The organism is Xylanibacter ruminicola 23 (assembly GCF_000025925.1).
Classification (GTDB): Bacteria; Bacteroidota; Bacteroidia; order Bacteroidales; family Bacteroidaceae; genus Prevotella; species Prevotella ruminicola.
Genome location: NC_014033.1, coordinates 3,340,980 through 3,355,412 on the forward strand (window position 1 = coordinate 3,340,980; position 14,433 = coordinate 3,355,412).

The window sequence follows — 14,433 nt, forward strand, 5'->3', positions numbered from 1 at the left end:
CCTAAGCATTATGAAGGAGAAAAAGAAGCAACTAACCAAGGCCGAGACGCAGGTGATGAACATCCTGTGGAGTTTGCCAGAACAGCAGGGCTTTATTCAGGACATCATCGATCGCTATCCTGAACCCAAACCTGCCTACACTACTATCCTGACGTTTATGAAGATTCTTACAGACAAGGGATTTGTAAAGCCTGAAAGGGTAGGCAAGGCCAATCGTTTTTCGCCGTTGGTAAGCAAGGACGATTACACCTACTCGTTTATCAGCGATGTAAAGGATACTTTTTTTGATGGCTCATTCACATCGCTTGTCAGCTTCTTTGCCAAAAAGGAGCAATATACCGACGAGGAGTTGGCAGAACTGAAGGAATTGATGACAAAAATCGAGTCGAAACGATGATAACGGCATTTCTGTTATATATAGGTAAGGTGGCGATACTGTTGGCAGTGTTCTATCTGTTTTATCGCCTATTGATGGAACGTGAGACTTTTCATCGCTTTAATCGTGCCATCCTGCTTTTGTCGTTCTTGATAGCCTTTATCCTTCCGCTGTGCGAAATCACCCTGCACAAAACGGTTGTGGCTGCATCTACGTCTGCATCCGGGTCTAATGTTGCAGCTGGTGTTGTATCGGATATTCCCTCTGTAACTTACGGTAATCCCCTTCTATGGCTATTCGTTATCTATCTTGTAGGCGTAGTATTAAAACTGCTCCATACCGCCATCAGCATCTATCGTTTGAACAAGTTGATTAACCAATGCGAGCAGCACCCGCAAGCAGATGGTACCACCATTGCCGTTTGCGCTCAGAATATTGCTCCGTTCAGTTGGTGGAACACCATTGTGTTTTCGCGTCGCGACTATCAATTACAGGATTCGGCCCTCTTGGTTCATGAGCGGGCACATATCAATAGCTATCACTCCTTCGATCTGTTGCTGATGGAGTTGGCGATTGCCCTGCAGTGGTTTAACCCTGCCATCTGGCTCACAGGTAGAGAGTTACGTGCCGTTCATGAGTACGAGGCCGATGCCAGTGTGCTTTCGGGTGGTGTAGATGCACACCACTATCTGAACCTGCTGATGGATAGGGCCAATGCCAAGTTGGAGTGTAAGTTGGCTAATGCCATCAGTCAGCAAACGCTGAAGAACCGTTTTCAGATGATGGCGCGTCATCGCTCCAAGCCTTCACGATTGCTCAAGGTGCTGTATCTGCTCCCCGTTGTAGCCATCACCTTAGCCCTGAATGCTCAGACGATTATTCACTATCAGGCACCTGAACCCGCTCCCAGCCATCCTGTTGCTGATACCATTCAGCCCCCTGCGTCACAGAAGGTGGCACCAGACCCTGAGGTTAAGCCATATAAACAGCAAAGCACTCAAAAGACGGAACCTCAGCCAGAAACCGCATTGCTGACGATTTCAGGAACGGTAGTTGACGAAGAAGGTAATCCCTTGTTAGGTACAGCTGTAAAGGAACATGACGGTGCAACAGGTACGATTACTGATTTTGATGGTAAATTCTCGCTCAAAGTACCCAAAGGCACTGTGGTAGATTTTCTGAATATAGGCGTGGCCACAGTCTCCATACAGGTAAAGAGCGATATGACTGACCAGAAGATAATTATGAAACAAGAATAACTTAACCAATAAAAGTAATGAGTATGAAAAAAGTTTTTGTGATGATGGCAGTGTTGTTGGCATCAGTAACCGCATCTGCTAATGACAACTTTAAGTTGACAGGTAAAATTGATGGTGCAAGCAATGATACGCTCTGCATCGAGTATACTATTTTGCAGCCTCAGAAACAGCACATGGTGCATAAGGTGGCTGTAAAGGCTGGTGAGTTTTTGTTCCACGCCAATCTGAAAGAGGCTTATTCGGCTAAAATGTATTTAAAGACGAATCCCAAAGAGAGTCTTTATTTCTATTTGGTTCCTGATGAGGAGGCTGTCTTTAGTGGCAGTCTTAATTCGGTAGACGAGCATTGGAGTGGTAGTACATTCTATCAGCAGTACGAACGAATAACTGAACTCCAACGTCCTTTTAATATTGAGTTTGTGGCTGCTCGAAATGATCCTGATAGCATAAGGGGGGAGAAAAACCGTGATATCAATAGGCGCGCACATTCTGTATATATGAAATACATAGAGGAACATCCCGACGAGGATGCCACGGCAACTTTGATTGTTTATGTAGGTTACGAGCAGGTGTTGCCTGCTATGGCCAAGTTGACTCCGGAAGTTCGCAATGGCAGAATGAAAAGCGATTTGGATAGCTTGGAGAGAATGTTTAAGCAAGTGCTGAAAGAGGCGGCTGCACGCAAAGCCGTTAAGAACGATACTGTTACAATAGGCACTCAAGTACCAGAACTTGGGTTGAAAGATTTGCAGGGAAATGTGTTGGAATTGAAATCGCTTCGTGGTAAATATGTAGTGCTCGATTTCTGGGGCTCGTGGTGTACCTGGTGTATCAAAGGGTTCCCCAAACTAAAGGAGTACTACGCCAAATATAAGGATCGCCTTGAGATTGTGGGCATCGACTGTAACGATACTGCCGAAAAGTGGGCTGCTGCTGTTAAGAAACACAATCTGCCTTGGCTGCAGGTAAGAAGCGAGGATGGCATTACAGAGGATAGATTCAGAATAAAGGGCTATCCTTATAAGGTGCTGATCTCGCCCGAAGGCATTGTGCTCAATGCCTACCTAGGCGAAACCGCCGATTTCTACCAGTATTTAGATACCGCCCTTTAAGTTGATGGTATGGCTCAACATGTTCTGATTATAAGAAGATTGGAGAACGAATATATTAAGACGAATGACAAATTCCTATTAGTGGAACGCAGTGTTCCCAGGTTGGGAACAAAACATTCCCAGGTTGGGAATGAAACGTTCCCAAGTTGGGAAAAAATGAAGCGCTTTTGGTGGCGAGGGTTGTAGTATTAGTTGGCGTTTCTTTTGAAACTTTTGCAAAAAAATCTCTCATCTCTCCCTCAATCTCTCAAAACCCGCATAAACACAGGTGGTTTGAGCGATGAGAGATTTTTCGCATCCCTCCCTCATCTCTCATGTATCTCTCCCTATAGCATGAGAGATGTAGGGAGGGATTAGGGAGGGAAAAGGGAGAGATTAAGAAAATCTCCACCCTCTCGAAATGCCTGTGTACAAAGGCTTTTCGGAAGATTGAGGGAGAGATGGCTGTTTTTACAGAGAAATTATTTGCAAAAATTATCTCCGTTACCTCTTCTTTACCTATCTTGGCTTTGATGATATAAACACCTTTAGGCCAGCCTGCGGTAGAGATGGTGGTAGAGTGCTATATGTCAGGGACCAGTCCCGTGGCATAGATAGGCTATCGCTAAATATCTTCGAGAGATAACGTTATTAAATTGAGATGGTATGATCCAAAATCAGATGCTGGCAAAGATGCTACTCTTTGTTTCTAACTCTGAAAGACTAAGTTTTTTAGGGTTCCTTTTAATTTCGGCAGCAATACCAGTGTGCTCAAATTCATTGAGGGCAATCATATCTATCTCATTCTCACCTTTACGATTCCACCAATTCCCCACTATCGTATATTGCCCCGATTCCATAGCTTGTTGTTGAAAGAACTGTTCAAGTGTACGCCCTGTAAACTGTTCATAACCTTTCCCCATATTCTGTCGCAACAAGGAAAGTTGCTGGCGTTCCACAAGTGCCTGATATGGCCACACAAAGCGGAACCAGAAACGTAGGAACTGGTCGGAAATCTCGTAAGCACTGGTTTTGCTGTTAGGTTTGGCCAGTAGGGGTTTTAGACGCGAGATGATGTTATAGTTGTTTTCAAGATTCTGGATGAAAGTACCCATATCCTTTTGCATTGCGCCGTCTATATCCGAACGCCTGGTCATACCTCCCGCTATTAGCTGGAGAATAGAAAAGTATGTGCTACTCTCATCGCCAAACTCCTGAATCATCAGATCGCGACCCTCTGAGAGAAAATAAGAATCCTGCCTGCATACAAAGTTTAGCATTTTCTCCTTTGTATAACATCCTGCATCCATCAAAAGCTCTACGTATTTTGCCACTCCACCAGTAATCATATAGAGGCAAAGCAAGTCCTCATTGTTATAATGCGGGTGATGGTCGCCGAATATCTGCTTCAGTACATTAATAGAGAAAGGTAACAGTGTGAATTTTGAGGTGGGGCGTCCATAGAGCGGTTCGTTTCTATCTTCGAAGATACGTTTCATCAACGAACGGATACTACCCATCGTTATCAGGTTAATATGTGAGTCACGATGATACCTGTCCCAAATGTCTTGCATCTCACTAAAGATGGCTGGATTTACTTTATAGAAGTTCTGAAACTCATCAAAAACAATAGAAAAATGGCGATGTACCGATTCTCTCATAATAACCTCGAACACATCACGGAAGTGCGACAATCGACCATATACCTGTATACCTACCTGTTCCTGGAGTGTTTGCTGAAACTTATGGCAAAGCATGGCTTCGCTATCTTTCGCCACAAAAAGATAAGCAAACTGGCACCCCTCCAAGGCTTTTATCACAAGCGACGTTTTACCAACTCGGCGTCTACCCATCAGTACTGTAAACACAGCATGCTGTTCGGCCTGCTTCTCATTCTGCTTCAGAATCTCCATCTCTGCTTTGCGATCATAAAACTTCATAATATAAATCCGGATTTATATAAATTGTCATTTATATTTCTGCTGCAAAGTAACAAAAAAAACTTCATATCTCCAAATATTATGGCTATTTTTTAATAGTTTACCTCACATTTGGACGAAAACTAGTAAAAATAGCGATAGCCTACTGACGAATATAGGCTATCGCAAATATGCCAGGGGGCACTTTATTCCGTGGCATGCACTATTTCTTGCTATGGAAAGAGTAACCAATAGTAAGGCCTACATGCGAGTAGTATTTCTTACTGATGTGGGCATCAAGGGTGAGGCGCAGGTGGCGGGCAAATTCTACACCTGCTCTTGGAATGATGCAGAGAGTTGTGCCCTCATCACCTAAGCTGCCCTTGATTTGTTGGCAATTCGCAACTCCAAGGCCAAGACCGATGAATGGTGATACCTTCGAGCCACGATTTATCTGATAGTCGGATAGTATAGCAAGCGATATCGTTCGGTTGCTGAGCGACTTGTCATCTTCGGCATGTCTTACAGCGCTGCCGATATATAGTTCTGCACCAACGTCCATCGGCAGCCGTTTCAGATTCCATCGCGATTCAAGTCCCAAGTTAACGCCTAACTTGTTGCTGATTCCCGATTCGCTATCCAACGGTAAATTGGTTCCTGCTTTTACTTCAAACTCAAACGGAGCAACACTCTGCTGGGCCCTGCTTGGCATAACGGCCATCAGGGCCATACATAATACAAGTTGTAATTTCTTCATCTTTATTTTATTGGTTTGTAAATTCACGTGCAAAGGTACAACAATTAGTTGGAATATACTCAAGAAAATCCCTATATAGTGGTAGGTAATCCCCCTAAAGTAGCCATTGATGGTACAAATAATAAAGTTTATGATACTCACGGAATAGAGGGTTTGGGGGATTTGTTGTAACTTTGCAGCCGAATAGATTAATAAACAGAAATCAAATTAGCAAATATGAAGAAACTATTAGTAGCGTTATCGCTTATCGCCGGTAGCCTGACAGCATCGGCACAGTGGGGACGTCCTGTAGATTATGCAGCAGGTCCTGGACTTAAGGATGCTTACAAGGATTATTTTACTGTAGGTGTGGCTGTAAACAAGTTCAACATCTCTGATCCTGCTCAGACTGCAATCGTAAAGAAGCAGTTTAACAGCGTTACTGCCGAGAATGCTTGGAAACCAGGCGAGATTCATCCCAAAGAGGGTGTGTGGAACTTTGGCTTGGCCGACAGCATTGCCAACTTCTGCCGCGAAAACGGTATCAAGATGCGTGGTCACTGCTTGTGCTGGCACTCACAGTTTGCCGACTGGATGTTTACCGATAAGAAGGGTAAGCCAGTAAAGAAAGAGGTATTCTACCAGCGTTTGCGCGAGCATATCCACACCGTGGTTAACCGCTATAAGGACGTGGTTTATGCTTGGGACGTAGTAAACGAGGCTATGGCCGATGACGGTCGTCCATTCGAGTTTGTTGATGGTAAGATGGTGCCTGCCAGCCCTTATCGTCAGAGCCGTCATTTTAAGCTTTGTGGCGATGAGTTTATTGCTAAGGCTTTTGAGTTTGCACGCGAGGCCGACCCAACAGGTGTGCTGATGTACAACGACTACAGCTGTGTTGACGAGGGTAAGCGCGAGCGTATATATAATATGGTGAAGAAGATGAAGGAGGCTGGTGTGCCCATCGATGGTATCGGCATGCAGGGTCACTATAACATCTACTTCCCTGATGAGGAGAAGCTGGAGAAGGCCATCAACCGTTTCAGCGAGATTGTAAACACTATCCACATTACAGAGCTGGATCTGCGTACCAATACCGAGAGCGGTGGTCAGCTGATGTTCTCGCGTGGCGAGGCTAAACCACAGCCTGGTTATATGCAGACACTGCAGGAGGACCAGTATGCCCGTTTGTTCAAGATATTCCGTAAGCATAAGGATGTGATTAAGAACGTTACATTCTGGAACCTGAGCGATAAGGACTCTTGGCTGGGTGTAAACAATCACCCACTGCCTTTCGACGAGAACTTCAAGGCTAAGCGCTCGCTGCAGATTATCCGCGACTTTGATGCCGCTATGGACAATCGCAAGCCAAAAGAGGACTTTGTGCCCAACCCCATGAACCAGCCCGGACAGGAGTATCCTATGGTTAACTCTGAGGGTTACGCCCGCTTCCGTGTTGAGGCTCCCGATGCTAAGTCGGTAATTGTAAGCCTGGGTCTTGGTGGCCGTGGCGGTACCGTACTGCGCAAGGATAAAAATGGTGTTTGGACTGGTACTACCGAGGGCCCAATGGATCCTGGTTTCCACTACTATCACCTGACTATCGATGGTGGCGTGTTTAACGATCCTGGTACACACAACTACTTCGGTTCTTGCCGTTGGGAGAGTGGTATCGAGATTCCTGCCAAGGATCAGGACTTCTACGCTTATCGCAAGGATATCAACCATGGTAACATCCAGCAGGTAACCTTCTGGAGCGAGAGCACTGGTAAGATGCAGACTGCCAATGTTTATCTGCCTTACGGTTACGGCAAGGTGGTAAAGGGTAAGCAGGAGCGCTATCCTGTACTGTACCTGCAGCACGGTTGGGGTGAGAACGAAACCAGCTGGCCTGTACAGGGTAAGGCTGGACTCATCATGGACAACCTGATTGCCGATGGTAAGATTAAGCCATTTATCGTAGTAATGGCCTACGGACTGACTAACGACTTTAAGTTCGGTTCAATCGGTAAGTTTACTGCCGAGGAGTTTGAGAAGGTACTCATCGACGAACTGATTCCTACTATCGATAAGAACTTCCTGACCAAGGCCGACAAGTGGAACCGTGCGATGGCAGGTCTGTCGATGGGTGGTATGGAAACCAAGCTCATCACCCTGCGCCGTCCTGAGATGTTCGGTTACTGGGGATTGCTGAGTGGTGGCACCTATATGCCCGAGGAAATTAAGGATCCTAAGGCTGTGAAGTATATCTTCGTAGGTTGTGGCGACAAGGAGAACCCAGAGGGCATCAACAAGAGCGTTGAGGCACTGAAGGCTGCTGGATTTAAGGCCGAAGGTCTGGTTTCTGAGGGCACTGCACACGAGTTCCTGACATGGCGTCGTTGCCTTGAAAAGATGGCTCAGAGTCTCTTTAAGTAAGGAAAAGTGCGAAAAAAGTGTGATTTTTTAGTGGTTGAAACAAAATAAAAAGTAAATGTAACATGAGGATAAGCCACTTTCGAAAAAATACACTAACTTTGCACCCAGATAAAATAAAGAATCGGTTAAAATTGTTTTAGTTATATTAGTAGTTAGTAGTTTTTCCTTCCCTGGGACTAAAGAAAGGCGTTTCTTGTCCCAGGGTTATTTTTTAAATTCATAAATTATTTGTATCTTTGCAGCGAAATTTAAAACCAATAGTATATATATGAAACGATTATTGACTATCCTTGCCAGTGTGTGTGTAGCACTTGTGGTTAATGCCCAGCAGCACAAGCTGTGGTACAGTAAGCCTGCCGCTCAGTGGTTAGAAGCCCTGCCTATAGGCAATTCGCACTTAGGTGCCATGGTGTATGGCGGTATCGGTACAGAGCAGATACAGCTGAACGAAGAAACCTTCTGGAGCGGCTCGCCGCACAATAACAACAATCCTGATGCCAAGGTGGCTATGAAGGATGTGCGACGCCTGATTTTTGAAGGCAAAGAAAAGGAAGCCGAGGCGCTGATTGACAAGACTTTCTTTAAAGGACCCCATGGACAAAAGTATCTGCCCCTGGGCGACCTGATGCTTTCTTTCGACTACCAAAATGGGGCTGAACCAAGCAATTATCGTCGCGAACTGAATCTGGGTGATGCTTTGTGTACCACCAGTTTTGATGTGGCTGATGTGAAATATATTCGTACAGCCTTTGCCTCGCAGGCCGATAACGCCATTATCATACAGCTGACTGCCAGCAAGAAGAAAGCCCTGAACTTCGGGGTGAGCTATCAGCGCAACCAGCAGGCTGTTGAGGGCGGTGCTGTGGCCAAGAACGAGCATGCCTATATTATTAATAATGTAGAGCACGAGGGTATCGCTGGCAAGCTGCAGGCCGAGGTGCGTGTAAAAGTAGTGGCCGATGGAACTGTGACCGATATGGGCAGCGATATGCAGGTGCGAAATGCTACCAATGCCACTATCTTTATTACGGCGGCTACCAACTACGTGAACTATCAGACTATTAACGGCGATCCGGTTGCGAAAAACAACCTGACCATGCAGTTGCTGAAAGGCAAGAACTACAAGCAACTGTTGAAACGCCATCTGGATAAGTATCAGGATCAGTACGATCGTGTGTCGCTGTCGTTAGCCAAATCGGCGCAGTCGGAGCTGCCTACCGATGAACGTCTGGCAGCTTTCGATGGTACCGATCTGGATATGGTGTCGCTGATGATGCAGTACGGACGATACCTGCTGATATCATCGTCGCAGCCTGGTGGTCAGCCTGCCAACCTGCAGGGGGTATGGAACCATAAGATGGATCCCGCTTGGGACTCGAAATATACCATCAACATCAATGCCGAGATGAACTACTGGCCTGCCAATGTGGGTAATCTGGCTGAGACACAGGAGCCACTGTTCTCGATGATTCGCGACCTGAGTGTCACAGGCGCTAAAACGGCTCGTACCATGTACAACTGTCCGGGTTGGGTGGCGCATCATAATACCGACCTGTGGCGTATTGCCGGTCCTGTGGATGGTACCAGCTGGGGAATGTTCCCAACAGGTGGTGCCTGGCTTACCACGCACCTGTGGCAGTACTACCTGTATACTGGCGACAAGCGATTCCTTGATGCTTGCTATCCCATCCTGAAAGGAGCTTCCGATTTCCTGCTGTCGTATATGCAGGAATATCCAAAGAACGGCGAAGTGAAGCAGGCTGCCGGCTGGCTGGTAACGGTGCCAACAGTATCGCCTGAACATGGACCAGTAGGCAAGAACACCACCGTAACAGCTGGATCAACAATGGACAACCAGATAGTGTTTGATGTGCTGAGCAGTACCCTGAGGGCACACCAGATACTGGGCTATAATAATGTGGTTTATACCACCATGCTGAGCAATGCCATTGCCAAGCTACCACCTATGCAGATAGGTAGATACGGACAGTTGCAGGAGTGGCTGATTGATGGCGACGATCCAAAAGATGAGCATCGCCATATATCGCATCTGTACGGCTTGTATCCTTCGAACCAGATATCTCCCTACAGTCATCCCGATCTGTTTACCGCTGCGTCTAACACCCTGAACCAGCGCGGCGATATGGCTACTGGCTGGAGTCTGGGTTGGAAGATCAACTTCTGGGCACGTATGCAGGATGGCAACCATGCCTTTAAGATTATCAAGAACATGCTGAACGTGATACCCAGCACCACAGAGTGGGGGCGCAGTGGCGGTACCTATCCCAACTTGTTTGATGCCCATCCACCATTCCAGATTGATGGTAACTTCGGTTGCTCGGCTGGCGTATGCGAGATGCTGTTGCAGAGTCATGATGGCGCTGTACACCTGTTGCCCGCCCTGCCTGATAGTTGGAAAGATGGCGAGGTGAGTGGACTGGTGGCCAGAGGTGCCTTTACGGTAAGTATGAAGTGGCACCAGGGTGAACTGACCGAGGCTACTATATACTCGAAGATTGGCGGACAGCTGCGTCTGCGTTCGTATGTGCCATTGCAGGGGGCTGGTTTGAAGCCGGCTCAGGGTGAGTGCAGTAACGAGCTGTTGGCACCTGCTGCCATCCGCGAGCCATTGGTGTCGGAAGAGCTGAAGGACTTTAAGACACTGCCCATCCGCAAGGTGTACGAGTATGATATCATGACCGCACCGGGGAAAACGTATTACATTAAACATTAAACATTAAAGATTAAAGATTAAACATTAAAGATGAAATATCAACTATTCTTATCATTGGCATTGTGTGTGGGGCTGGGAGCCTCGGCACAAACATTGCCTTACCAGAACCCGAACCTCTCGGCTAAAGAGCGAGCCGTTGACCTTTGTAGTAGACTGACTTTGGAAGAGAAAGCCATGCTGATGCTGGATGAGAGTCCGGCCATCCCCCGCTTGGGCATCAAGAAATTCTTCTGGTGGAGCGAGGCGCTGCATGGTGCGGCTAACATGGGTAACGTAACCAATTTCCCTGAGCCTGTAGGTATGGCTGCGTCGTTCAACCCTCATCTGCTGTTTAAGGTGTTCGACATCGCATCTACCGAGTTCCGTGCTCAGTACAATCATCGTATGTACGACCTGAATGGCGAGGATATGAAGATGCGTAGCCTCTCTGTTTGGACACCAAACGTGAACATTTTCCGCGACCCTCGTTGGGGACGTGGACAGGAAACCTATGGCGAGGATCCCTATCTTACCAGTGTGATGGGCGTGCAGGTGGTGAAAGGCTTGCAGGGGCCTGAGGATGCCAGATACCGTAAGCTCTGGGCCTGTGCCAAGCACTATGCCGTGCACAGTGGTCCTGAGTACACACGTCATACTGCCAACCTGACTGATGTGTCGGCCCGTGACTTCTGGGAGACTTATATGCCTGCCTTCAAGACATTGGTAAAGGATGCGAAAGTGCGCGAGGTGATGTGTGCCTATCAGCGTCTGGACGATGATCCCTGCTGTGGTTCAACCCGTCTGCTCCAGCAGATATTGCGCGATGAGTGGGGCTTTGAGTACCTCGTTGTGAGCGACTGTGGTGCTGTTAGCGACTTCTACGAGAACCATAAGTCGTCGTCGGATGCCGTACATGGTACATCGAAAGCTGTCTTGGCTGGTACCGATGTAGAGTGTGGCTTTAACTATGCCTATAAGAGTCTGCCCGAGGCAGTCAGAAAAGGTCTGCTCTCTGAGAAGGAGGTTGATAAGCACGTGATCCGTTTGCTCGAAGGTCGTTTCGACCTGGGTGAGATGGATGATCCGTCGCTGGTGGAGTGGTCGAAGATTCCTTATTCGGCTATGTCGACCAAGGCTTCGGCTAACGTAGCGCTGGACATGGCCCGTCAGACCATCGTACTGCTTCAGAACAAGAACAATATCCTGCCTCTGAAGAAGAATGCCGAGAAGATTGCCATTATCGGTCCTAATGCTCATAACGAGCCTATGATGTGGGGAAACTATAATGGTACTCCTAACCATACCGTTACCATCCTGGATGGTGTGAAGGCTAAGCAGAAGAAACTGGTTTATATACCTGGCTGCGACCTGACAAATGATAAGGTGATGGAGTGCCATCTGGCTACCGACTGTGTAACTCCCGATGGTAAGAAAGGCTTGAAGGGTACATTCTGGAACAACACAGAGATGGCTGGAAAGCCCTTTACTACCGAATACTACACCAAACCGGTAAATGTAACCACTGCAGGTATGCACGTGTTTGCACCCAACCTGCCTATCGAGGATTTCTCGGCTAAGTACGAGACAACCTTTACAGCCAAAGAGGCTGGCGAGTATGTGGTAAACGTGGAGAGTACTGGTCATTTCGAACTCTATGTCAATGGCAAGCAGCAGTTTGTGAACCATATCTGGCGTGCAACACCAACACGCACGGTGCTGAAAGCTGAAAAGGGTCAGAAGTTTGATATTGAGGTACGTTTCCAGACCGTGAAGACATGGGGTGCTTCGATGAAGATTGATGTGGCTCGCGAGCTGAATATCGATTATCAAGAGACCATCGCCCAGCTGAAGGGTATCAATAAGGTGATTTTCTGTGGTGGTATCGCTCCCAGTCTGGAGGGCGAGGAGATGCCTGTAAACATCGAGGGCTTTAAAGGTGGCGACCGTACCAGCATCGAACTGCCTAAGGTGCAGCGCGAGTTCCTGAAGGCCCTGAAGGCTGCAGGAAAGCAGGTGATCTATGTAAACTGTTCGGGTTCGGCTATTGCCCTGCAGCCAGAGACAGAAAGCTGCGATGCTATCGTACAGGCCTGGTATCCTGGTCAGGAGGGTGGTACAGCTGTGGCCGACGTGCTCTTTGGCGACTATAACCCAGGCGGAAAACTGTCGGTAACCTTCTATAAGAACGACCAGCAGCTGCCCGATTATGAGGACTACTCGATGAAGGGTCGTACCTATCGCTATTTTGATGATGCGCTGTTCCCCTTCGGCTATGGCTTGAGCTATACTACTTTCGAGGTGGGCGAGGCTAAGGTTGAGGCTGCTACCGATGGTGCGCTTTACAACGTACAGATACCTGTAACCAATACCGGCACCAAGAACGGTAGCGAAACCATCCAGCTGTATATCCGCAACCTGCAGGATCCCGACGGTCCACTGAAGAGTCTGCGTGGCTTTGAGCGTTTGGATATCAAGGCCGGTAAGACGGCAACAGCCAACCTGAAGCTGACCAAGGAGTCGTTGGAGTTCTGGGATGCTGAGACAAACACCATGCGAACCAAACCCGGAAAGTACGAGATACTCTACGGAACCAGTTCGTTGGACAAAGATCTGAAAAAACTGACCATCACTTTATAGTGGTGGTCTTTTTTTGACGTAACAAAAGTGTAGTGGTGATAATCATAAACAGGGCTACACAGCCTGCAATCACGTAGAACCAGTAATCAACAACAGGTTTCTCCTTGATTTTCTCCCAAATCTCACGAAGCACTTCCTGGCGGTCGCCACTGTCGCGTAGATAGCTGCAACGGCTGATGACGTCCTTGGTGGGATACATCACGCTATCTACATGAACGGCGGTTGCTTCAGGGCCAAAAAAATAACTCAGATCGATGGCAGGAAGACTGTCGTTGGTAACAGCTTGCAGTATCTCGGGTGTGCCGATGGCCGAACTGTAGCCTGTTTCTTCCATACACAACAGGGCTATATCAGGGCGGCACAGGAAGTTTATCCAGAGGCTGGCGGCCTTGATATTCTTACAGGTGGTGGGAATCACCCAGCAGTCGGCCCAGCAGTCGCTACCCTCGATGGGTACAACATACTGCAGGTTGGTGTTGTCGCCTGCCTCGTCGATAGCCCATCTGGCGTCGCCGTTCCAGGTTATACTCATCCAGTCCTTGCCGGCTGACATCAGGCGCTTGTCGTCCTCTACATCAAAACTCTTCATCTGTGGACGGGCCGACTCCAGCAAGTCCTCGACAATAGCGATGTTGCGGTTGGTGAGGTAGGCGGCCAACAGGTTGCGGTTGGCTACGCCCGACTTGATGTCATCGTAGAATGCGTAGTTGATAAACACGTTATAGATATCGCTGAACGAGTCTTTCATAATCACCTTGCCGCGATATTTCGAGTCGAACAGGAATGCCCAACTGTTTACCTCTTCGGGTTTAACAAACTTGGTGTTGATGAGTACGCCTGTGTTACCCCATAGATAGCCTACGGTGTAATCCTTGGCGGTGATGCCCTGTGCCTCGCCGATGTGCTGTAGCATGTTGTCGATGAAGGGTGAGGTGCCATGCAGGTAGTTAGGAATGCCTTGAGCCACGAAACTGGTGTCGATCGGGGTGAGCATCTTGTGCTTCATCATGCGTTCGGCCAGATATTCGGGTGGACAGAACACATCCACCTCTGTCTGCTGGTCCTTTATCATGTCGAAACACTCTTCAGGGTAGTCGTAGGTTACGTAGCTTACCTTGATAGGCTGGCCTGTAACCTGCTGGTACCATTTCTCAAACTTCTCTATAACGCCTACACCAATGTAGTCGCCCCAGTTATATACCTTCAGTATCTGTTGACGGTCCTGTGCCTGTATGGCCAGACTGCAACACAAGGCAAGAATAGCGGTTGCTAGCCGTTTCATAT

At 47.7% G+C, this 14,433-nt stretch carries 9 protein-coding genes; 6 read left to right on the plus strand and 3 right to left on the minus strand.

Features of this window, described 5'->3' with window-relative positions:
* Positions 1 to 10 precede the first annotated feature (10 nt).
* Genes PRU_RS13970 through PRU_RS13980 form a run of 3 tightly spaced genes read left to right on the plus strand, consistent with a single transcriptional unit; the run spans position 11 to position 2,747 of the window.
* Positions 11 to 397 carry a BlaI/MecI/CopY family transcriptional regulator gene (locus tag PRU_RS13970; protein ID WP_013063002.1) on the plus strand — a complete coding sequence of 129 codons (387 nt, stop codon included), beginning with the start codon at positions 11 to 13 and terminating at the stop codon, positions 395 to 397.
* Positions 394 to 1,635 (plus strand): M56 family metallopeptidase, encoded by a 1,242-nt coding sequence (locus PRU_RS13975; protein WP_013065113.1) that lies wholly within the window; start codon positions 394 to 396, stop codon positions 1,633 to 1,635. The genes PRU_RS13970 and PRU_RS13975 overlap by 4 nt, the downstream gene beginning before the upstream one ends.
* A 23-nt stretch (positions 1,636 to 1,658) precedes the next feature.
* Entirely contained in the window at positions 1,659 to 2,747 is a 1,089-nt protein-coding gene (locus tag PRU_RS13980; RefSeq protein WP_013065711.1) for a TlpA family protein disulfide reductase, read from the plus strand.
* Between the two features lie 656 nt (positions 2,748 to 3,403).
* On the opposite strand, the gene PRU_RS13985 is transcribed toward PRU_RS13980, so the two are convergent.
* Positions 3,404 to 4,666, minus strand: a complete 1,263-nt coding sequence (locus tag PRU_RS13985) for an ATP-binding protein (protein ID WP_080517212.1) — start codon at positions 4,664 to 4,666, stop codon at positions 3,404 to 3,406.
* A gap of 202 nt (positions 4,667 to 4,868) precedes the next feature.
* Entirely contained in the window at positions 4,869 to 5,402 is a 534-nt protein-coding gene (locus tag PRU_RS13990) for an outer membrane beta-barrel protein (RefSeq protein WP_074683860.1), read from the minus strand.
* Between the two features lie 216 nt (positions 5,403 to 5,618).
* On the opposite strand from PRU_RS13990, the gene xyn10D/fae1 reads away from it, so the two are divergent.
* The 3 genes from xyn10D/fae1 (at position 5,619) to xyl3A (ending at position 13,149) form a co-directional block, all read left to right on the plus strand.
* A complete protein-coding gene (xyn10D/fae1, locus tag PRU_RS13995) occupies positions 5,619 to 7,799 on the plus strand; it encodes a bifunctional endo-1,4-beta-xylanase/feruloyl esterase (RefSeq protein WP_013065621.1) in 2,181 nt (726 codons plus the stop codon).
* 268 nt (positions 7,800 to 8,067) lie between these two features.
* Entirely contained in the window at positions 8,068 to 10,533 is a 2,466-nt protein-coding gene (locus PRU_RS14000; protein ID WP_013064566.1) for a glycosyl hydrolase family 95 catalytic domain-containing protein, read from the plus strand.
* A gap of 30 nt (positions 10,534 to 10,563) precedes the next feature.
* Positions 10,564 to 13,149: a xylan 1,4-beta-xylosidase gene (gene xyl3A, locus PRU_RS14005; protein ID WP_013064096.1), complete on the plus strand. Its 2,586-nt coding sequence runs from the start codon at positions 10,564 to 10,566 to the stop codon at positions 13,147 to 13,149.
* Here xyl3A and PRU_RS14010 read toward each other — a convergent pair.
* Complete coding sequence (locus PRU_RS14010) at positions 13,139 to 14,431, minus strand: ABC transporter substrate-binding protein (protein WP_013064401.1); 1,293 nt, start codon at positions 14,429 to 14,431, stop codon at positions 13,139 to 13,141. The two genes, xyl3A and PRU_RS14010, sit on opposite strands and share 11 nt — an antisense overlap.
* Positions 14,432 to 14,433 lie beyond the last annotated feature (2 nt).